At 45.6% G+C, this 22,332-nt stretch carries 18 protein-coding genes; 13 read left to right on the plus strand and 5 right to left on the minus strand.

The annotated features are described in order from the left end of the window. Window positions 1–2 precede the first annotated feature (2 nt). The 10 genes from miaA to OPS25_RS11820 all read left to right on the plus strand — a co-directional run bounded on the left by miaA (window position 3) and on the right by OPS25_RS11820 (window position 11,411). The gene (gene miaA / locus OPS25_RS11775) at window positions 3–935 is read left to right on the plus strand and encodes a tRNA (adenosine(37)-N6)-dimethylallyltransferase MiaA (RefSeq protein ID WP_265617923.1); all 933 of its coding nucleotides are present in this window, start codon (window positions 3–5) and stop codon (window positions 933–935) included. A gap of 79 nt (window positions 936–1,014) precedes the next feature. Then, window positions 1,015–1,263, plus strand: a complete 249-nt coding sequence (gene hfq, locus OPS25_RS11780; protein ID WP_265617924.1) for an RNA chaperone Hfq — start codon at window positions 1,015–1,017, stop codon at window positions 1,261–1,263. 17 nt (window positions 1,264–1,280) lie between these two features. Continuing rightward, window positions 1,281–2,570: a ribosome rescue GTPase HflX gene (gene hflX / locus OPS25_RS11785; RefSeq protein ID WP_265617925.1), complete on the plus strand. Its 1,290-nt coding sequence runs from the start codon at window positions 1,281–1,283 to the stop codon at window positions 2,568–2,570. Window positions 2,571–2,633: 63 nt separating this feature from the next. Beyond that, window positions 2,634–3,782, plus strand: coding sequence for an FtsH protease activity modulator HflK (gene hflK / locus OPS25_RS11790; RefSeq protein ID WP_265617926.1), 1,149 nt, complete (start codon window positions 2,634–2,636; stop codon window positions 3,780–3,782). A 6-nt stretch (window positions 3,783–3,788) separates the two neighbouring features. Beyond that, window positions 3,789–4,682: a protease modulator HflC gene (hflC, locus tag OPS25_RS11795; RefSeq protein WP_265617927.1), complete on the plus strand. Its 894-nt coding sequence runs from the start codon at window positions 3,789–3,791 to the stop codon at window positions 4,680–4,682. 348 nt (window positions 4,683–5,030) lie between these two features. Beyond that, complete coding sequence (locus OPS25_RS11800; protein ID WP_320411958.1) at window positions 5,031–6,629, plus strand: AbgT family transporter; 1,599 nt, start codon at window positions 5,031–5,033, stop codon at window positions 6,627–6,629. A gap of 30 nt (window positions 6,630–6,659) precedes the next feature. Then, the gene (gene hemH / locus OPS25_RS11805; protein WP_265617928.1) at window positions 6,660–7,739 is read left to right on the plus strand and encodes a ferrochelatase; all 1,080 of its coding nucleotides are present in this window, start codon (window positions 6,660–6,662) and stop codon (window positions 7,737–7,739) included. After that, entirely contained in the window at window positions 7,739–8,149 is a 411-nt protein-coding gene (locus tag OPS25_RS11810; protein WP_320411959.1) for a DUF4112 domain-containing protein, read from the plus strand. The genes hemH and OPS25_RS11810 overlap by 1 nt, the downstream gene beginning before the upstream one ends. A 184-nt stretch (window positions 8,150–8,333) precedes the next feature. Next, a complete protein-coding gene (locus tag OPS25_RS11815) occupies window positions 8,334–9,974 on the plus strand; it encodes an acetolactate synthase large subunit (RefSeq protein ID WP_265617929.1) in 1,641 nt (546 codons plus the stop codon). Between the two features lie 9 nt (window positions 9,975–9,983). Further along, window positions 9,984–11,411, plus strand: coding sequence for an aldehyde dehydrogenase family protein (locus OPS25_RS11820; protein WP_265617931.1), 1,428 nt, complete (start codon window positions 9,984–9,986; stop codon window positions 11,409–11,411). 2 nt (window positions 11,412–11,413) lie between these two features. Here OPS25_RS11820 and OPS25_RS11825 read toward each other — a convergent pair whose 3' ends face one another. After that, the gene (locus OPS25_RS11825) at window positions 11,414–11,770 is read right to left on the minus strand and encodes a DUF2237 family protein (protein ID WP_265618419.1); all 357 of its coding nucleotides are present in this window, start codon (window positions 11,768–11,770) and stop codon (window positions 11,414–11,416) included. 103 nt (window positions 11,771–11,873) lie between these two features. On the opposite strand from OPS25_RS11825, the gene OPS25_RS11830 reads away from it, so the two are divergent. Beyond that, entirely contained in the window at window positions 11,874–12,482 is a 609-nt protein-coding gene (locus OPS25_RS11830; RefSeq protein WP_265617933.1) for a glutathione S-transferase family protein, read from the plus strand. A 347-nt stretch (window positions 12,483–12,829) separates the two neighbouring features. Continuing rightward, the gene (locus OPS25_RS11835; RefSeq protein WP_265618420.1) at window positions 12,830–14,533 is read left to right on the plus strand and encodes a protein adenylyltransferase SelO; all 1,704 of its coding nucleotides are present in this window, start codon (window positions 12,830–12,832) and stop codon (window positions 14,531–14,533) included. A 553-nt stretch (window positions 14,534–15,086) separates the two neighbouring features. Here OPS25_RS11835 and OPS25_RS11840 read toward each other — a convergent pair. Together OPS25_RS11840 and OPS25_RS11845 are read right to left on the minus strand one after the other, a co-directional pair. Beyond that, window positions 15,087–16,412 carry a gluzincin family metallopeptidase gene (locus OPS25_RS11840; RefSeq protein WP_265617934.1) on the minus strand — a complete coding sequence of 442 codons (1,326 nt, stop codon included), beginning with the start codon at window positions 16,410–16,412 and terminating at the stop codon, window positions 15,087–15,089. Between the two features lie 215 nt (window positions 16,413–16,627). Next, on the minus strand, window positions 16,628–17,497 hold the full coding sequence (locus OPS25_RS11845) for a DNA ligase (protein ID WP_265617935.1): 870 nt from the start codon (window positions 17,495–17,497) through the stop codon (window positions 16,628–16,630). Between the two features lie 586 nt (window positions 17,498–18,083). Here OPS25_RS11845 and OPS25_RS11850 point away from each other — a divergent pair. Then, window positions 18,084–19,619, plus strand: coding sequence for a hypothetical protein (locus OPS25_RS11850; protein WP_265617936.1), 1,536 nt, complete (start codon window positions 18,084–18,086; stop codon window positions 19,617–19,619). 76 nt (window positions 19,620–19,695) lie between these two features. On the opposite strand, the gene OPS25_RS11855 is transcribed toward OPS25_RS11850, so the two are convergent. Together OPS25_RS11855 and OPS25_RS11860 are read right to left on the minus strand one after the other, a co-directional pair. Next, the gene (locus OPS25_RS11855) at window positions 19,696–21,270 is read right to left on the minus strand and encodes a cisplatin damage response ATP-dependent DNA ligase (protein ID WP_265617937.1); all 1,575 of its coding nucleotides are present in this window, start codon (window positions 21,268–21,270) and stop codon (window positions 19,696–19,698) included. After that, a complete protein-coding gene (locus OPS25_RS11860; protein WP_265617938.1) occupies window positions 21,270–22,277 on the minus strand; it encodes a ligase-associated DNA damage response exonuclease in 1,008 nt (335 codons plus the stop codon). The genes OPS25_RS11855 and OPS25_RS11860 overlap by 1 nt, the downstream gene beginning before the upstream one ends. Window positions 22,278–22,332: the final 55 nt, after the last annotated feature.

The following is a 22,332-nucleotide window of genomic DNA, read 5'->3' on the forward strand; positions in this document are numbered from 1 at the left end:
CCATGAGTAATCAACCTCAAGCAATGCCGGTGGTGGCGATCATGGGACCCACTGCATCCGGTAAAACCGACTTGGCGTTATCCCTCGCTAAAGAACTTCCCTGCGAAGTGATCAGTGTTGATTCAGCCTTGGTATTTAAAGGAATGGATATCGGCACAGCAAAGCCAACCACTGAAGAGCGACAGCTGTGTCCTCACCACCTGATTGATATTCTAGATCCCAGTGAAAGTTACTCTGTTACCCAATTTTGTAATGATACCAATCGATTGGTGTCGCAAATTCATCACCGGGGCAACATCCCAATCCTGGTCGGTGGTACAATGATGTACTTTAATGCCTTGATAAATGGAATTTCGCCCTTACCTAAGTCCGATGAAGCAATTCGCCAGACTATTTGTGAAGAGGCAGAACAGTCTGGGTGGAGTAAAATGCATGCGCAGCTGCAGCAAATTGACCCGGTCAGTGCTGAGCGTATTCATCCGAACGATCCACAACGTTTAACGCGAGCGCTTGAAGTTTACCGTAGTTCAGGTAAGCCACTGACTTACTGGCAACAGCAAGAAGTCTCGAAAACGCCTTTTGAGATAACGCAATTCGCCATTGCACCGCAGGATAGAGCAGTACTGCACAGGCGCATTGAAAAACGATTTAAGCAAATGCTTGCCGGGGGATTTGTTGAAGAGGTGAGAAAACTCTATCAACGAGGTGATCTTCATATGGATTTACCCGCTATACGTTCAGTAGGTTATAGACAAGTTTGGCAGTATCTTAACCAAACATTCAGTTACGATGAGATGCAGGAGCGAGGAATCATTGCCACCAGGCAGCTCGCTAAGCGACAGCTCACTTGGTTGCGGGGATGGAATTCTCTTGACTGGCTGGACACATTTGCGAACAATAATTTGTCTAAAATTTTGGCAAAAATCGATCGCTAAGCTGTAGGTTGTGATATAAATAGTAAGACGCGGTGAAAACACTTGTTTTCATTGAAATAATAAAAATTAAGGAATACAAATGGCTAAAGGGCAATCTTTACAAGACCCATTTCTGAATGCGTTACGCAAGGAACGTATTCCGGTTTCCATTTATTTGGTTAATGGCATCAAGCTGCAAGGACAAGTGGAGTCGTTTGACCAATTTGTCATTTTGCTTAAAAACACTGTTAGTCAGATGGTTTATAAGCATGCAATTTCGACGGTTGTGCCGTCTCGAGCAATTCAAATGCCAACGCAAGGAGACTCTGATAATAATAAAGGTGAATAAACTAGAAGGAATTACGCTTGTTTGACCGTTATCAAGCCGGTGAACAGGCTGTACTTGTTCATGTCCATTTTTCTGACGAGAATTCTAAAGAAGATTTAGCCGAACTTGAGCTTTTAGTAGCGTCAGCAGGAGTAGAAGCGGTAGATGTGCTTACTACGTCGCGCCAGGCTCCCCACGCTAAATATTTTGTAGGTTCAGGCAAAGCTGAAGAAATTGCTTCAGCAGTGAAAGCGCATGATGCCAATGTGGTAATTTTCAATCATGCTCTTTCCCCCTCTCAGGAAAGAAACCTTGAAGCTATCTGTCAATGTCGTGTGCTTGACCGCACCGGACTCATTCTGGATATTTTTGCGCAACGTGCCCGTACGCATGAAGGTAAGTTACAAGTCGAATTAGCGCAACTACGTCACATTTCTACCCGTCTGATTCGGGGTTGGACGCATTTAGAACGTCAGAAAGGGGGCATAGGATTACGCGGTCCTGGTGAGACTCAGCTTGAAACCGATAGAAGGTTATTGCGAGGAAGAATTAAAGCTATTTTGCGCCGGCTCGAAAAAGTGCAGAAACAGCGAGAACAAGGCCGACGATCGCGCAAGCGGGCTGAGATCCCCACGGTGTCATTAGTAGGTTACACCAACGCTGGTAAATCGACATTGTTCAACCAAATCACTAACTCACACGTATATGCAGCAGACCAATTGTTTGCCACGCTGGACCCTACCTTGCGTAAGATTGAACTCAATGAGGTGGGTGCCACCATTCTGGCCGATACAGTTGGATTTATCCGTCACCTTCCCCATGATCTTGTTGCCGCGTTTAAAGCGACATTACAAGAGACGCAAGAGGCGGATTTACTTTTACATGTTGTCGATGTCAGTGAAGCAAACCATCGAGAAACGATGGGTGAGGTAAACGCCGTGCTGGAAGAGATAGACGCAGATGAAATTCAGCAACTCATTGTGTGTAATAAAATTGATAGTATGGACGGTGTTGTCGCACGGATAGATCGCGATGATGAAGATGTGCCCATTCGCGTTTGGATGTCGGCAAAAACAGGTGAGGGCGTCGAGCTCCTACATCAGGCCTTATCCGAGTGCCTTGGCCGCAGTATGGTAAATTATACGCTGCGGATCCCCCCGGCTCATAGTCAGTTGCGTGGGGTGTTATACGAATTAAATTGCATTGATAGTGAAGTATATGATTCAACAGGTGACTGGATTGTCGATGTTCGAATGCCATCTGTTGACTGGAACAGGCTTGAAAAAAGGCTGGATAAAGGAATCTCTTCTTTTGTCGTACAGCATTAAGCGCTAAACTCCTCAATGCTCTTAAATACGAATTTTAATTAAAACCACTTACGGAGTAATAGCATGGCTTGGAATGAGCCGGGTGGCAAAAACAACGACCCGTGGAAAAATCGCGGAGGCCGGGACCAAGGCCCACCGGATTTGGATGATGTGTTCAAAAATTTGTTTGGCAAATTCGGCAAGTCCGGCGGCGGTAAAGGCGGCTCGGGTTCGAATATGGGCAAATTTGGTATAGGTCTGATAGTTGGCCTATTGGTGGTAATTTGGTTTGTAAGTGGGTTTTATACCATTCGCGAAGCGGAGCGCGGTGTTGTGCTGCGTTTTGGCCAGTATTATAAGCAGGTTGAACCGGGCTTACGGTGGAAACCGACGTTCATTGATCGAGTGATTCCGGTAGATGTGCAATCTATTCGAGATCAAGCGTCATCGGGTTCAATGCTTACTGAAGATGAAAACGTGGTGCGTGTGCAGATGGAGATGCAATACCGCGTGGTGGATCCCTATCGATGGACCTTTGCCGTGACAAGTCCTGAAATGAGCTTAAGCCAGGCACTCGATAGCGCTATTCGCTACGTCGTCGGCCATTCTTCAATGGATGACGTGCTGACGGACGGCCGTGAAGTGACGCGTCAACGGGTATGGGAAGAGCTGCAATCAATTATTGAGCCTTACAATCTTGGGGTATCAATTTTAGATATGAACTTTAAAGACGCCAGACCTCCAGAAGAAGTGAAAGACGCTTTTGATGACGCTATTTCTGCGCAGGAAGATGAGCAGCGTTTTATTCGTGAAGCAGAGGCTTACGCCCGTGAAATTGAACCACGTGCCCGTGGTCAGGTGAACCGGATGAATGAAGAAGCTCAGGCATATAAAGAGCGAGTGATTCTTGAAGCGCAAGGTGAAGTGGCTCGTTTTGCTGAGTTACTTCCACAGTACGAAAAAGCTCCCGAAGTAACGCGTGATCGTATCTATCTGGAAACGATGGAAGAAGTTTACAGTCGCACCAGTAAGATACTCATTGATAATGAAAAGGGCAGCAGCATGATGTATTTGCCGCTGGACAAAATCATGGAACGTCAAGGCAGTATGGAACCTAAGCGTTCAAGAAGCTCCTTACAAGGTTTACAAAATCAAGGGGATCGTGAGCGTAATCAAACTTCACAAAATGAATCTGGCTTAAGAGAAGGCCGGTTCAGGAATGAGAGGGAGTAAACGACCATGAAGAATTTATTAATTGTTGTCATAATTATCCTTGGCGTATTGGCTTCCGGCTCATTATTTGTGGTAAAGGAAGGCGAAAGAGCCATTGTTATCCAGTTTGGTAAAGTAGATCGCGATGCTGAAACGGGCGAGACTAAAGTATTTGAACCAGGATTGCATTTTAAAATTCCGTTAATTGATACGGTGAAACACTTAGATGCCCGCATTCAAACCCTCGATGATGCACCGGATCGCTTTGTCACCTCAGAGAAAAAAGATCTGATTGTAGATTCTTATGTAAAGTGGAAAATAAAAGATTTTGCGCGTTACTATTTATCTACCGGTGGCAACAAGTTACAGGCTGAAGCCTTATTAAAGCAGAAAGTGAATAACGGCTTACGTTCGGAATTTGGTGCCAGAACCATTGCCCAAATTGTTTCTGGTGAGCGTTCTGCATTAATGAATCAGGCAATGGAGCAAGCTGCGTCTTCCTCGGACGAACTGGGTATCGGTATTGTTGATGTAAGGGTAAAACAGATTAATCTGCCAACTGAAGTCAGCAATTCTATTTTCCAGCGTATGCGAGCTGAACGTGCGGGTGTGGCGAGAGAACACAGGTCTGAAGGTCAAGAGCAGGCTGAAGTTATTCGTGCAGATATTGACGCCAAAGTGACTGTCATGCTGGCAGATGCAGAGCGTAACGCCCGTCAGGTTAAAGGTGAGGGAGACGCATTAGCGGCACAGATTTACGCTGATACGTACTCTAGAAACCCCGAGTTCTATAGTTTCCTGCGGAGTATGGATGCCTATCGTAGGAGCTTTAACAGCAAACAGGATGTGCTGGTAGTGGAGCCTGACAACGATTTCTTCCAATATATGAATGGAAAGAAAATCGCGGAAAAAGAAAAGTAACGCGAAGAGCCGGTGTTTTTCACCGGCTTTTTTAATTCTATGGATATTAACAAAATTTAGCTTAAACCTCATATAACCTTGTCCTTGCTACTCATATTCTAGTCGAAAAATAACTTATAATGATTAAGTGATATAAGTTATCCCTCTGATTACAAATCACAAATTACTGAATAAATTCAGTTTCATCCGTTAAATTAAGTTTTGCTGATAAGCGACAGGATTCTTGCTAGAATAATGGCAAAATCAAGCCATAGATAAATAATAAATGGCATGTGGTGATGAATAACCATACATCACAATTAAGACTTAACAGCTACGTGTTTATCACATAACGTCAGAGGAAGTAGGGTGTCATCTTCAAATTCAAATAGCCAGACCGCGACCAGTACTGAGTCGACGGGTTGGTTTTCTCGTTTTCTGGCAACAGTAGAGTGGTTAGGTAATCTACTACCTCATCCTGTCACATTGTTTGCCCTGTTATCAGTATTCATAGTTTTCTTAAGCGGTATTTTGGGATATTTCGATGTTGCGGTGGCTGACCCGCGTCCGCTTGATGCTAAAGGTCGTGATCCTGATGGTATGATCGAAGTCATCTCACTCATGAGTGCCGAAGGACTGCAGCGGATTGTCACCGGTCTGGTCACCAACTTTACCGGTTTTGCCCCATTAGGCACGGTGCTGGTGGCACTATTAGGCGTGTCTGTTGCAGAACACTCCGGATTATTATCTACTGCTTTACGCGCATTAGTAATGAACGCTTCAAAAAGAGCAGTCACCTTTTCAATCGTATTTGCGGGGATAATTTCTAACACAGCCTCTGAACTAGGCTATGTAGTGTTGATTCCATTAGCAGCCATGATTTTTCATTCCCTTGGCCGTCATCCCCTGGCAGGTTTAGCCGCAGCGTTTGCAGGAGTTTCTGCAGGGTATAGCGCGAATCTGCTGCTAGGTACGGTGGATCCCCTCCTATCTGGGATAACTGAAGCTGCAGCACATATGATCGATCCAGAATATTCAGTCGGCCCCGAAGTAAACTGGTATTTCATGTTCATTAGCACGTTTTTGGTGGCCACCATGGGTGCTTTGGTAACAGAGAAGATTGTCGAACCCCGCTTGGGTAAGTTTGATGAAAAAGATGCCTCTGTACATTTAGAAAAGCAGTCAATGGACCCGCCTACAGCAAAAGAAAAATCCGCTCTTAAATGGGCTGGAGTTTCGTTTGCGGTAATGTGCGGTTTGTTAGCACTTACTGTAGTTCCTGAATGGGGAATACTAAGGCATCCTGAAACCAACGAAGTGGCCGGCTCGCCGTTTCTCAAAGGCATTGTAGCGTTCATCTTTATCACCTTTGCGGTGCCGGGTTTCGTCTATGGTCGAGTGGCTGGAACGATGAAAAATGATCGGGACATCATCGATGCCATGTCAAAGAGCATGGGGGCGATGGGCTTATATATCACTCTGGTATTTTTCGCCGCGCAATTTGTCGCCTTCTTTAAGTGGACCAATCTGGGAACTGTATTGGCGGTAAAAGGGGCAGCCTTGCTGCAAACCTTGGGGCTTGACGGGCCCGAAGTGTTTGTACTCTTCATCATCATGTGCGGCATTGTGAACCTTTCTTTGGGCAGCGCGTCGGCACAGTGGGCGGTTACCGCACCTATTTTTGTGCCCATGCTGATGTTGATCGGTTTTGCCCCGGAAGTTATCCAAGCCGCTTACCGCATCGGAGATTCTGTAACTAACGTCATCTCACCCATGATGAGTTATTTCGGACTTATTCTGGCAATGGCCTCACGCTATCAGAAAAACTTAGGTATGGGCACGCTGATCGCAACGATGTTGCCATATTCACTTGTCTTTATGTTAGGTTGGTCACTATTATTTTATCTTTGGGTATTTGTGCTTGGGATGCCAGTGGGGCCCGGCGCAGCGACCTATTACCAACCATAAACCGTTAATTAGGGAGGGTGTGAACCCATTATGAAATATATCAATTCGACTGGTTTTACTCATAAACAGAGCGATAAAATTGGTGTATTGATTACGAATTTGGGCACACCCGACGAGCCTACTGCAAAAGCGTTAAAACGTTATCTCAAACAGTTTTTATCTGACCCCAGAGTGGTAGAAGTTCCAAAGCTTATCTGGTGGATGGTGTTGAACGGCGTTATCCTTAATATTCGACCACGTCGCTCAGCGAAAGCCTATCGCACTGTGTGGACAAAGGAAGGTTCACCCCTGCTCACTATCACTCAACAGCAAACTAATGCACTGCGCGCAAGACTCCGTAAACATCATGGCGAGGATATCGTCGTAGATTTCGCCATGCGTTATGGCAACCCAGGGATCGAACAGGTGGCAAATAACATGTTGGACCAGGGGGTTAGAAAACTGATGGTGCTGCCGTTATACCCTCAATATTGCGCCTCTACTACCGCTTCCACGTTCGACGCTATCGCCAGTTTATTTACCCGTCGTCGCTGGTTACCTGATTTTCGCTTTATCAGTTCCTATCACGACCACCCATACTACATTCAGACGCTGGCAGAAAGTATCAGGCAACATTGGGCAACGAACGGAAAGACGGACAAACTTATTTTTTCCTTTCACGGCATCCCAAAACGCTATCTAACCAATGGCGACCCTTATTTCTGTCATTGTCACAAGACGTCCAGGTTACTTGCAGAAGCGCTCAATCTGGACAACACCCAGTATGAAACCACTTTTCAATCACGCTTTGGTCGGGAAGAATGGTTACAGCCTTACACCGATTTCAGGCTTAAAGCCTTACCAGCAGAAGGGATAAAATCGGTGCAAGTGGTTTGCCCTGGCTTCTCGGCCGATTGTTTGGAAACTTTGGAAGAGATAGCGGTGGAAAACCGGGATTATTTTATGAACGCGGGGGGAGAACGCTACGAATATATCCCGGCACTAAATGATCAGCCTGATCATATAGAGTCGCTTGCAAAAATTATTGAGCAAAATATTCAAGGGTGGCGTATTGAAAACGAGATTTCAGTGAGATCTAAGTTATCACACCAGCACGGAGCGACACTATAGTGGATCAAGCTAAGGCCCCCAAAGAGCTACTAGAGGCTCAAAAAATGGCGAACACATTAGATACCGCCATTAAAGTGCCGTTTATCCCTTTTAAATTTGGCCTCGATTCTATCGTCGGTCTCATTCCCGGCGTGGGTGATGCAGTCATGCTTGCTGCAGCCATGCGCATCGTCTATTTAGGAAAAAAATTAGGCATGCCCAAACCGTTAATTAAAAAAATGGTTCGCAATGCGGCGCTTGACTTTGGTATTGGATTTGTCCCCTTTGTGGGCGATGTAGTGGATTTCTTTTATAAGGCCAATCGAGCCAACGTGAAAATCATGGAAAAATGGTGGCTACAGGAAAACCAGGGTCACATTGATGCCACTACACGTGAATCATTGTCAGCATGGGCACAAAAAACCTCCTGATTGATGACTAAGAAGCCAGTGGGATGGGCTATGGCAGCATGTAGCGTCGCCGTTACTTCCTGACCACATAATTTTAAATCGATCTTATCTTTACTGCTCTCGGTACATACTGTTATGCCAATTCACATCATCGCGAATCGGTATTACTTCGCAAAAACGATGTAAATAAGGAGAGCACAACTGCATGAAAGCCTCTGATCTGTTTATCAAAGCGCTGGAGGCCGAAGGAGTGGAATATATCTTCGGCATTCCGGGTGAAGAGAACCTGGATTTACTTGAATCAATTCGCACCTCTTCAATCAAGTTAATTCTGACCCGCCACGAACAAGGTGCTGGCTTTATGGCAGCTACCTATGGCAGGCTAACCGGTAAAGTAGGCGTGTGTTTATCGACTTTAGGCCCGGGTGCCACTAATTTGGTAACACCTGCTGCGTATGCCCAGCTTGGCGCAATGCCGATGTTAATGATAACCGGTCAAAAACCTATTAAGACCAGCAAGCAAGGGCGCTTTCAAGTGATAGATGCGGTCGATATGATGCGCCCGATTACCAAATATACCACCCAAGTGGTAAGCGGGGACCGCATTCCCTCCATTATTCGTGAAGCCTTTCGCATTGCCCACGAAGAACGTCCCGGGGCCGTGCATATTGAATTGCCAGAAGATATAGCCGCGGAAACAACCACTGCCCCGTTATTGCGCCCCAGTTACTCTCGCCGGCCTATCGCCGAATATAAAGCAATTAACGAAGCGGTCAGCATGATTGAAAAAGCTAAATCGCCGCTCATTCTTATCGGCGCGGGGGCCAATCGTAAACTGACGGCAAAAATGTTGCGAGAATTTGTCGATAAAACCGGTATCCCTTTCATTACCACCCAAATGGGTAAAGGTGTGTTGAACGAAGCAGACGCTTTATTTGCCGGCAACACCGCGTTATCTGACGGAGATTTTGTCCATCGCGCGATAAAACGGGCTGATCTTATTCTCAATGTTGGCCATGATGTGGTAGAAAAACCGCCCTTCTTTATGCACAACGATAGCAAGCAGGTTATCCATATCAATTTTGAGCCAGCAGCGGTAGACCCGGTGTATTTTCCTCAACTAGAAGTAGTCGGTGATATTGCAAACAGTATCTGGCAAATTAAAGAACGCATAGAACCACAAGATAATTGGAAACTCGATTTTTACAAAGATGTACACGAAGCGTACGTTAACCATCGCAACGAAGCGGAAAACGATGACAGATTTCCTGTACTGCCAGAGCGGTTTGTACGAGACGTGCGTGCGGTAATGCCTAAAGAAGGGATTGTTACCCTGGACAACGGTGTGTATAAAATCTGGTTTGCGCGCAACTACCCTGCCTATCAACCGAATACGTTACTACTTGATAACGCACTTGCATCTATGGGCGCAGGCTTACCTTCTGCTATCGCAGCAAAACTGGTTAATCCTGAGGTACCCGTTCTCAGTGTTTGTGGAGACGGTGGCTTTATGATGAACAGTCAGGAGCTTGAAACGGCGGTCAGGCTCAAGCTCGATTTAGTGGTCATTATTCTTCGCGATAATGCTTATGGGATGATCAAATGGAAGCAGGCGCATATGGATCTGGGTAATTTTGGTTTGGATTACGGTAATCCAGATTTTGTAGCCTACGCCAATGCCTATGGCGCACAGGGGTGGCGAATCGAATCGACTGCATCGTTACGTGAATGTATACAGCATTGTTTGAACACCACAGGCGTGCATGTAATCGATTGCCCAGTCGATTACAGCATGAACGACAAAACCCTAAATAATACCATACGTGAACTAAGCAGCCAGCTATAAGGACCGAACATGAAGGACAAATACCCGTTTTACCTGGCCAACGAGGCTGTATTCAAAAACCAGGATCTTGAAGTCACCAACAAATATACCGGTGAAGTGGCAACCCGCGTGGCGAAAGCTAATGCGGATGATATTGATAAGGCCATCGCGGCGGCAGAGAAAGCCCAGCCTGCAATGACTGCTATGGCGCCATATGAGCGCCAAGCCGTATTGGACCACTGTGTTAAGCGATTCAAGGAACGTGAAGACGAACTGGCAAAAGCACTATGCATAGAAGCGGGCAAGCCGATCAAAGATGCTAAAGGTGAAGTGGCACGTTTAATCGATACGTTTCGCATTGCGTCGGAGGAGTCGGTGCGAATAAACGGCGAAGTGATCAACCTTGAAATTTCGGCGCGCGCGAAAGGATATCAGGGGATGACGAAAAAAGTCCCCATCGGACCCTGTTCATTTATTTCGCCCTTTAACTTCCCCTTGAATCTAGCAGCACATAAAGTGGCCCCTGCCATTGCCGCGGGTTGTACGTTTGTGCTCAAACCCGCGTCGCGTACGCCTATCGGCGCGCTGATTATTGGCGAAATCCTGGCCGAAACCGATTTACCAAAAGGTGCATTTTCGATTTTACCCTGCAGTCGTGACGGCGCAGATCTATTCACAACTGACGAGCGTCTAAAGTTATTAAGCTTCACGGGCTCTCCTGATGTGGGCTGGGAATTAAAAGCAAAAGCAGGTAAAAAACCCGTTATTTTGGAGCTTGGCGGCAATGCCGCATGCATCATCGATGAGGATGCCGACCTAGAGGATGCTATCGAAAGAGTAATAGTAGGCGCTTACTATCAATCTGGTCAAAGTTGTATAGGAGTTCAGCGTATCCTTATCCATCGCTCTATTTATGATAATTTCAAGCAGCGCTTCGTAGACAAAGTGAAAACGTTAAAATCTGGCGATCCCTCAGATGAAGACACTTTCATCGGGCCAATGATTTCTGAGTCGGAAGCCAAGCGCCTGCACGGCTGGATAGAGGATGCAAAAAATCAGGGGGCGACTTTGCTCTGTGGCGGAGAGCGTAACGGCGCCATGTTGGAAGCAACAGTTATGGAAAATGTACCTAAAGATGCAGATGTGAGTGCAGAAGAAGCTTTCGGTCCGGTCGCTATTTTGTATCCTTTTGACGATTTTGATGCCGCCTTAGACGAAATAAACAATAGTCGATATGGCCTTCAGGCGGGGATCTTCACACGAGACCTGTACAAAGCTAATCGTGCGTGGGACAAACTCGATGTGGGTGGCGTAGTTATTGGTGATGTACCTAGCTGGCGGGTAGACAATATGCCGTATGGCGGGGTAAAAGACTCGGGGCTGGGTCGCGAAGGTATCCGCTATGCAATAGAAGATATGACCGAAACACGATTATTGGTAATAAGGACACCGCAATAACGTTATACGGCCAATTCTTCAAGATACGCTAAAGGTATTACTTCCAGCGCTTTCTCATGGGTGGCCTCCATATTCACCTTGGGGGCCACACCCACTTCATAGGCGTGTAACCAACGAATGGCGCACAAACACCAGCGGTCACCCGACTTTAAACCAGGGAACTGCATTTCGGGACGTGGGGTAATTAAATCGTTCCCCTGCGTTAAAGAATATTCAAGGAAGGCGTCATCGACTATCGCGCATACACTATGATTACCAATGTCGTCATTGGGAACATAGCAAAATCCTTCTCGTGTGTAACCTGAGTTTCCACAGCACAGTTTTAAGGGAGTCCCTAAAACATTTTTTGCATTAGCCATATTTTGCATCCACAATCCATCTTTATCATAATTGTGACAGCATGCTATCTTTTTGCCAGTCATTTACGTTATCTTTAAGCTTTGCACGCTGCAAGGGGAGATAATGAAACTATATCAAATGCATAAGGCACCTAATCCGCGCCGCGTTCGCATATTCATGGCAGAAAAGTCGGTCCAGGCAGAAATGGTAGAACTTGATTTGCTGAAGGGAGAAAACCTCAGCAAAGAAATGCGCGCTAAAAACCCGTTAGCTAAAGTTCCGATTTTGGAATTAGATGATGGCACCTGTATCAGCGAATGTGCTGCCATTTATACCTATCTGGAAGCACAATATCCCGAACCACCCTTGTTAGGCACAACGCCGTTGGAAACCGCCCAGATTGTGATGTGGGAACGTCAGGTTGAGTTAGCCCTTTTGTTGCAAATAGGCATGTGTTTTCAACACACCACTGGTTATTTTAAAGACCGGATGACGCCGGTGCCTGAATACGGAAAAGTGGCAGGTGAAAACGCGACCCAGTACATGAAACTGCTCGACAGGCGTCTTGCACAGAGCCAATATATCGCCGGTAAGGCGTTTTCCGCCGCAGATATTACTGCCTTATGTGCAATAGATTTCGGGCGGGTAGTAGATATTCGCTTAACCGATGAATATCCCAATCTTAAGCGCTGGCACGCCATCGTGAGTGCTCGGGAAAGCGCACAAGCATAAATTGCTGCCAGCACATCTGTATCTGCGTGGGAAGGTTAATTAGCAGAGTCGATTGAATTTTCAAATGCGCTGCGGATCAAGAAGGGTCTATGGTGACTACGCTATTCCGATTCCCAGCGTATAACGAATAGCAGCAATCTATTAAAGCTTATCTGGCGTAATAGTATTTAGTGTCAGAGCGCATACAGTGTGATCTCACCTTTAGCGTAAGGCTTACATTCGCAGATTACAGAGATTAGTGTGGTATCATTTACCGCTATGTAAAGCGTGTGGCGGAGCTTCCTCCATCGTCAATCTCTATTACCGATATTGTGCCGCTACCTATCAACACAAGGCTTTTTGAGCATATGGAAGATCCACACACAACTGTTCTCCCATCAACCATTTTTACGCTAGAAGATCTTGCTCAGCGAGCCGACTATTCCTTGCTGAATAATCTTAATGCGGATCCGGAGGCCACGGAAAACGGGCTGGATTTTCACCCCCGACAGGTATTTTCTGGTCATTATGTTCCTGTACGACCGACCCCTATTGCTGATCCTGTGTATGTTGCACACAGTAAGTTGCTGTTCGGCGAATTGAAGATGGATGACAGCCTGGCGTTAACAGAGGCGTTTAAGCAGTTTTTTTCAGGCAACCTCAATGATGGGCCCTCACCTCTCCAGCCAGTCGGCTGGGCAACGGGATACGCATTGTCAATCTTCGGCAACGAATATGTCCAGCAATGCCCCTTTCAAACTGGCAATGGTTACGGGGATGGGCGTGCGATTTCTGTGCTCGAAGTGGTGATTGCGGGTAAACGGTGGGAAATGCAATTGAAGGGGGCAGGGCGCACTCCGTATTGTCGTGGTGGTGATGGACGGGCTGTTTTACGCTCAAGTGTCAGGGAATTTCTGGCCCAGGAACATATGCATGCGCTAGGCGTACCTACCTCGCGCTCCCTGTGTCTATATGCTTCGGCGTCAGAGCGCGTGGATCGTCCCTGGTATGTCGACGGTTCAAAATCACTTGATCCTGAAACCATGGTGTCTAATCCGGTGGCAATAACCACCCGCGTTGCATCCTCGTTTCTGCGGGTAGGGCAATTGGAATTATTTGCGCGACGGGCGCGCAGCAATGCCCACCCCCACGCGCAAGCAGAATTGGAAATGATTATTCTTCATGCAATTGAGCGCGAATATAAAGATGAAATAGTTGGCGCGTTGCCGCTGCGTGAAAAGGTGCTGCAATTCGCGTGTGCCTTTCGGGAGCGGTTAACGTCATTGGTGACCAATTGGATCCGGGTAGGTTATTGTCAGGGCAATTTTAACAGCGATAACTGTGCAGTAGGGGGCTTTACGCTTGACTATGGCCCGTTTGGCTTCATCGAGCGCTTTGAACCTTTCTATCAGCCCTGGACCGGGGGCGGTCGTCATTTTTCATTCCTTAATCAGCCCCAGGCGGCTGAAAAGAACTTTGAAAGTTTTTGCGCGGCGTTGCGACCAGCGCTGGATTCCGATACTGATGCGTTGTCAGCCTTGGAAACGATTTGTGCGGAATTTTCTGCGGTTATGGAAGAAAAGCTGCAACACATGTGGGCAACTAAGCTAGGGTTAGTATCTTACGACGCTGAGCTGGTTGTTCAGCTATTACAATTAATGATAAACACCTCGGTTGACTATACCGTACTCTTTCGCGAGTTATCTTCGCTCCCTGGTGACATTGACGCGATTTATAAGAGTTTTTACCGTGAGCCTGCCGAGGGCCTACGCGAAGAATGGCAACAGTGGTTTCGCTCATGGCGCTCCCGCTTGCAAAGTGGCAAGGCAGTTGACGAGATTTCGCGAAATATGAAACAAGTCAATCCCAAATACACCTGGCGAGAGTGGTTAATAGTTCCTGCTTATCAACATGCTGAGCACGAAGATTATTCCCGTATCCGACAATTGCAGGAGGTGTTAACGCAACCCTACGAAGAGCAATCTGACGCAATAGCAGAAAGATACTACACCTTACGACCAGAAGCGTATTTTGGCAGGGGAGGCATCACCCACTATAGCTGTTCCTCGTAAAGCTATGGGTTCCATCGGTTGGGAATGTGGGCACGCCTCTAAGTGATGAAACAGTCATCCTAACTGGATGGCTACTGGTTGTTATGATATTTTCACAGCCGCCGCAGAGGACGTGTATTTCCCTTCACAATCGCTTTACTAGCGTCTATAAGAAGACATGAAGTCAGCTGGTAGGCTGCCTATTGAATTAATAACAGGTGGCGGTATTGTATCAGCTGTTTGATGTTTCAATAGATCTCGCTGACTTAACGCAGATTGGTATCGTGGGCCGAAATTACAGCGCGGCTCTAACGATAGCTAATAGGACAAATACCTTAAACACGAACTAGCTAATGCCGATAGCTACCCACTCAAAGGGTCAGCACTCTACCTGTAACAAAATGAGGGCACGTTCCTATTTATAAAATTCCCTTAGCATCAAAAATACCAACTTATCAGCCACTGAATGCGCCTCTTATAATGTGTTAGGTGCGTGCGAATGCAAAGCTTGAATTATAATCGCCGGGACTGTATCCATACTAACTTTGCGTGTTGCTTTAACACCATCTCAGCACTATTTCAGTTCCACGTTTTCGATATGATAACGCGGATTTTTCAATTCTCGCGTAACCAGCTGCTTCAAGTTCTCATGCGTCTCGGCGGAAACATAGGACTTCATAGTGTCCCAGAAAACGGGCGCACCAGCGTCATCCGTATTTTGGGCTGCTTCCCTAAACTCAGTCCAGAATGTGAAAATCGAACTCGTAGAATTTGATTGACGACGTATTTCGTCATCGAGCAACCGGTTAATTATCATCCCGCAATCATAATAAGCGCGGTAGTTACTATGCTGGGCTGCGTTTTGTAACGAATGGTATTGAAGCGCCTCTATGCACTGCGTTTTAGCATGATGCACTTTCTTATCGACAAAAGTTACTGAAGACTCCCCATATAACTCCTGAAAAGCTAGTGCAGCAAGCCACTCCGCATTTCCTTCGTGTATCCAGCTGTCAGTTTTGGTCAAACCAATATTATCAATACCTTGATAGAAGTGCGCTACCTCATGAGCGAACATCCAAAGGGTGTCTAAAACAAAGTGTTCATCAGCTAATAGAGTTTCAAGATTATTCATATCCCAGTGAATAAAAATTTGCCGAGGCAGGGTGCCGCCCTGAATATCGCCCCCTTGGCTATTTGAATAGGAAGCAAACAGCATGGGTTTGATTTCGCTACCATGATCACCTAAATGAGATTCGAATAAACGCATGAGCTGAGGAATAGTTTCCTGCAATGCTGTCTTAATTTTATTTGGTAAGCCTTCATCAATCATGGCTATGAAGCTTGTTCCTTCCAATGGGACTTGCTGACCAACATAGACATACTGACCATCGTCATAGTCGGTCCAGCTCGCACTATGTTGGTATAACTCACCATTCGCGATGATATGGGAGCTTTTATCCACGTATATGTTGATGGGCCAACCCTCTGTTCTCGTAGAGCATTTACTAGCACATGCGAAAAATCGACCGGTATGGATTAGTGCGCCACCGTCCGAAAACGGCGCGAAAGGCGCGTATGCTTTCGGTAGGTGTGTATAGGTTGGGGTTAGCTCAAATTGGACATGAGTAAATGGACGACCGTCTTTACGCTGGACATATTCTTTTTGATCTTCATACACAATTTCAAAGTCGAGGTCCTGAGGGTGCCATCTTTTTTCACGAGCGTCATTAGGTGTATTAGCAAATACGATTTTTCTAATCGGTGCCGCGGAGATATAGGAGACAGTCCAGTTTTTAGCAGATTTATTGATCACAATATTTATTCTTTCTTTAGCGAAGACCATTTCGCCATAGCAAAGAAAAAAATATGCAAGTAAAATTGAATAGTATCTATTTTTCAATGCGTTACCTCCCCAAGTTGCACTACATTTTTAGCACATTTAATTGCATGAATCGAGCTGTTGATGGAGATCTTTAACTTAATTTGTTAGGCACAAAGAAAAGCGACAGCTAACTGCGCTTCTTAATATTTTTTAACGGGGTATAGCCCGAAGGGGCCTATCGCTGCCCTCCACTTTCGATGGCATCAGCACACTAACCGTGGATTAAGGCAAACTTAAGGTTGTGTAATAGAAGGTTCATTCTTCAAAGGACTATGGCGCAAAAAAGTGGCGAAGCGAGGGATGCCTCGTTGCGTTCGACCATAGAATTTAAAGGTAATCCAGCTATCGATAGGGGGGGGATTAATACGATCGTCGTTTGTAAATCCACTGCCAATTTTAAATTGCATACCATCCTTTGTTTGTACAACCAGTGCTCCCATCATGCCAGTAAGTTTTCCTTTTCCTGCGACATGCGCAACCACTTTGGCTTCATCATCCTCAAAGCGTTTTGCTTTCAATAAACTGTCACTGCGACCATCCTGATAGAGTGCCTGCTTATGGTGTAGCATCAAGCCTTCGCCGCCGATATTGGTGATGTTATCCAGTTTGGCCTCCAGTTCTTCTATCGACTGCAGGCTGATTTGGGGGATCATGACTAGCGAGGGATGGGCGGTATTCGATACTAACTCAATCATTTTGGCTACTCGTGAAGAAAAAGGCATATCTGAGCTCGGTAAATCAAACAACATCATTTTAACTTCGCGCCACCTGCTGTCTGGCGTTTCACTAAGGACGATAGATGCAATAGTTTGAAAATCTCCGCGTTTTGTCCATAATTCACCGTCCATTGCTATAGCTGGCCAGTCCTTGGTAAACCAGGCAGGGGGGTAAAGTTTATGGCCATTTCTAGTCAGCAACTCTCGTCCTGTCCATCTGGCCCGCACTCCATCCAGTTTTTCGCTAATCAGATATTCTCTTACCTCAATATCTGTAGAGTACGTTTTTGCAAGTTGAATGGGGCCAATTTCGTCACTTTTGTGGCCATACGCACACCAACTTATAAAAAAAAGTATAAAAACGGGCGCATATAATTTCTGTTTCATAAGGTGAATATCAGTAAAAAAAGTCAAGTCTACTATTGATTACGGATTAACCTACTGTTCTTGGGTACAGTTTGAGAATGGTTTTCAACGCTTTTATATTTTTCTTAAAATGTTCTATATTCAATACATTAAATGAACATGAAACCTTATCGATAGCTTGCTGTTATTTTTGGAGAAGAGGTCAGCTTAAGCATAATTTGATTTCATAAGGAAAGCGTGTACGTTAAATAAGTGATTAAAATAAATACAAAATATTTGTAAGAAGCAGGGACGTTATATGAAACTATCAAACGTATTATCACTCATCAACCAGGTTGAGAAATCAAAGTTTATAAATGCGATTGACCGTATTTGCAATGAAGCGGTTCAGCACGATAAATAAATTATTGCCCAACTTAATAAGTTAGATGGGCAAATAAAAGACGCATCTAGTACTGATATCACACAGTTATTTAAAATCGCCCTTCCATATTTTGAAAAGACCGTTCGTGAGCAATTAGCCCTACTGGGCGCTCAAGCCACTCTGTTAACTAATATCTTAAGTAGAGACGGAAATAGTATCTCCCGAATTACATGGGTAGAAGCTTTGTATTCGAAAGAATGGGAAGTAATTAATTCTCGCGCGAAAGAATTGAAATCCACTATTGAGTCTATTGTGGATAGTGATAGTTTTTCGGATGAAAAGAGGCTAGCGATTTATTATGCCTGCTATAAAGAAGCATTCTCCAATGATGAGCGTATTAATCGAGAGGCAAAAATTTCGAATGAGGAGCGAGGCATTCTAAACGTTCTCGCGAAGAAACTAGACGTCACCGCAGATGATCAAGCGGGGATTGAGCATTTAGTTGAAACAATTCCGATGAATGGTGTGCAAGAGGCGCTTAACGAGCTGAGAGAAATTGGTTTGATTTTTGTAAGTCGAAAGCGTCAAACGGTATATGTCCCTGATGAAATTGTGAGTCTACTACATCGGCTTCAGGGTAAAGAACTTGCAGATAAGCATCAGTTGCGAATTTTGCGAACATTCAGTGATGCAGAATTATCTATTATTCTTAAGAACCATCGTAAAAAAATTCGTGGAATAGATAGAAAAGAGAAGATTCTCAATATCATGAGATTAGGTATTTCCACCACACAGCTTCTCCAAACAGATCTGTATAGCGCAGATACTTCCCTTAATGAAAGAAAAGAACGTTTAAAAGTATTGATACATGATTTGGATCTCAGTTTGGACAAGCTTGGTACTACATTGGAAGAGCGCATAACATTAATCCTTAATTCCTTAAATACGTGTACAGAAGAGGAATTTAATTCTTTAAGCGCCACGGGTTTCAAAGAACTTTTCTCCACCCTTCAAAATCACTTTCCTAAATTATCAGATGTGCTTAAGAATGAGTTTGAATTAGAACCCAATGAAGAGCTCGATGTGGAAAAACTCCGGGCACTTAGTATCACCCCTTACGATATTTTATACATGCTTAGTAATGATGAAGTAAAAAAGGTTTGTGAAAGTATGGGGATTAAGAAACGTGGGAATCTTCGACTGAATATTTTAAATAGTTTTGCAGATGCTACAGATAAGCTAATTGATAACTATCATGCTCTTGCGAAACGCGATTTAGCGTCGCTCAAAAGTGAAGGAATAGAAATTTCTGAATCAGATGTTGGAGTGAAATTTGAAGAAGTAACAAAAGCTATCTTTGAGCAGCTTGGAATGTTAGTTGACGAAGACCTTCGCCGCTTAATCAATACCGCAAAAGACAAAGCTGACGTACTCATCTCACTGAGCGAGGATGATGTAATAATAAGCGAAACAAAAACCTGCAAAAATGGTGACTTCGCAAAATATTCCACGACGTCCAGACAAGTTAAGGCGTACGTCAATCGCTGTGAACAAGCTGGAAAACGTGTCGCTCAAGTGCTTATTGTTGCACCAACGTTTTCGAATGATTTTGTTGAAAGTGCAGAGATGGACACCGAAGTTAATATATCTTTGCTTGAGGCGGAAGGGTTAAAACTAATTTTAGATGCGTACAAATCACGAAGAAATCCGAAGTTTTCAGCGAAATTATTTACTAAAGGTGGGTTATTAAAAGCTGATTTAATAGCTAAAAATATTTGATGGCCCAAGTGATAAAGAAAATAAAAGGTGGTGTATGAGAAATGCAGGATAACAATATTTAAGGCATCCATTGTTGCTAAGTTTCAATTAAGCCCACCACATTTTCTAATGTATCCGCTTCATTGGCCGGTTTGTCCCAGCGGATACGGTTGATCCTGGGGAAACGCATTGCGACGCCGGATTTGTGACGGCTTGAGGGGTGGACGGCATCAAATGCCACTTCTACTACTAATTCTTTTTTCACTTCCCGCACGGGGCCAAAGCGTCCAATGCTATTACGGCGTACCCAGTTATCCAGCTTCTTTAATTCTTCATCGGTGAATCCTGAATACGCTTTGCCAATGGGGAGGAGTGTCTCGCCCTGCCACGCCCCAAAAGTAAAATCTGAATAGTAGCTAGAACGTTTTCCGTGGCCCCGCTGGGCGTACATAATCACGGCATCCACTAATTTGGGCTCCCGTTTCCACTTAAACCATTGTCCTTTGGGCCGGCCAGGGGTGTAGATACTGTCTACACGTTTGAGCATTAAACCTTCTACTGCCAAGTTGTCAGAGGCATGCTGGTGAAGCGAACGCAGTTCGCTTTCCGAATCTGCTGGGAGAATGTCTGACAGCTGCACCCGTGATGTATTTTGGCGCTTTACCCAATCAAGAAGGTACGTTCTTCTCTTTTCCAATGGCAGGTCGACAAGGGATCTATTTTCCAGTTCAAGGATGTCGTACGCAACAAGTCCAGCCGGATGGGTTTCCATCAGTTTTTTAGTGGGTTTTTTCTTATTCAGTCGCTGTTGTAGGTCATTAAAAGGCGCCACATCAACGCCATGCATCACCAGTAGCTCTCCGTCGACCACCGCATCTACCGACACCTGTTCCAATAAGTCCGGGAACGTGTGAGAGATATCATCGGCATTGCGACTGAACAGCGCTTTTTCTGCGCCTTTGATGACCAGTTGTACACGAATGCCATCGAACTTATGTTCGATTTGCCAACGCTCGCCTTGCCATGGCAACACCTCCTCCAAACTTAATGGATGTGAAAGCATGACGGGTGAAAATGTAATTTTATTGCTTATATCCGGAGGGGCGGCTTTACCCTCCAGCCAGGCCAACAACTCAATGTAAGGAGGCGCAATCCCGTGCCATAACCGCTCTATCTCAGCCACTGGTTTGTCACCGTAGCGGGCCAGGATTTGCTTAACGCTTCGAGCTGACACGCCCACCCTAAGCCCACGGGTACCCAGCTTAATCAATGCCCACCGCTGCGCGGCATTCATCGAATTCAAATGGTCGATTAACATGTCTGGGATAGCTTGGCGACTGGCATGGGTAAACTGCTCAACCAGCTCGCCTAACGAGGGTAATGGTCGGTTATGCTGGTGCGAATCAGGCCACAAATGTGCCACTGTTTCGCTCATTTCCCCCACATAGTCGTAGCTTAAATCAAACAGTACCGGATCCACCCGTTCAAGAATTAACTGTTTAATCGTGTTACGTTTGAAGAAATCGAAACGAAGGGTGCCGGCAATGGCGGCAATGGCCCAGCCCCGATCCGGATCAGGGGTATTTCTGAGGTAGTCTATGATAAGCGCAGCTTTGGCATTGTGACTACTGGTATAATATAGTTGCTCGAGTAAATTACTGAATGCCTGCATTAACCCGTTTCATCCTCGTCATCATAGCCGATTAATCTCAATGCTTTGGTGGTGTAACCCATTTTTGTCGACTGGTGAACCAGCGCGTCTTCGCGCCCATGGGTAACCCATACTTCCTGAGGATTAACTTCTTCGATTGTCTGTAATAATTCCGGCCAGTCACAATGGTCTGAAATGATGAGTGGCAACTCGACCAGTCTTTGTCTGGCGCGTGCGCGGATTTGCATCCAGCCCGATGCCATGACCGTTCGTAGCTTAGGCAATGAACGAGACCAGCGATCGGCCAATGCAGAAGGGGGCGCTATCACGATCTCGCCCGCCAGTAACTTTTTATCGTCGACATCGCTTACCGGGAGCAACTCGCCCAGGTCAATGCCCCGCGACTGGTAAAGGTTACAAAGTTTAATCAGCGCACCGTGCAAGTAAATAGGCTTGCTATAGCCTGCGTTTCTCAAGCCTAATATTACCCGCTGACATTTTCCCAACGCATAAGCCCCGATTAAATGACAGCGGTCAGGAAACACAGCGACCGAAGAGAGCAGCTTAGCTATTTCATGTTCGATAGGGGGATGCCTAAATACGGGTAGGGCAAAGGTGGCTTCGGTAATAAAAACGTCGCAAGGGAGGATTTCAAACAAATCACAGGTCGGGTCGGGGCGTCGTTTATAGTCACCAGAGATAACCAGGACTTGGTGACGATATTCAATTCTCACCTGGCAGGACCCTAAAATATGTCCTGCCGGATGCAAGCTAATAAGTACAGGATCGTCTTTCTTACCAAACTGTTTAATTTCACCCATGGCCAGGCCATGTGTATTTTTCGCCATCTCTTCACCATATCGTGTATGCATGATAGCGATGGTGTCGTCGCTGGCGTATACGGTGTCATGGCCTGAGCGCGCGTGATCCGCATGGCCATGGGTCACTATGGCCTGCGCAACAGGTTGCATAGGGTCGATGTAAATGTCTGCAGGTTTACAATATAAACCTGGTGATTCAACCGACATCCATTCCTGTGGGTGCAAAACAAAGCTCCTGTTCGTAGATGAAGTGATATACGCC

This window comes from Alteromonas aquimaris (assembly GCF_026183695.1).
Lineage (GTDB): Bacteria > Pseudomonadota > Gammaproteobacteria > Enterobacterales > Alteromonadaceae > Alteromonas > Alteromonas aquimaris.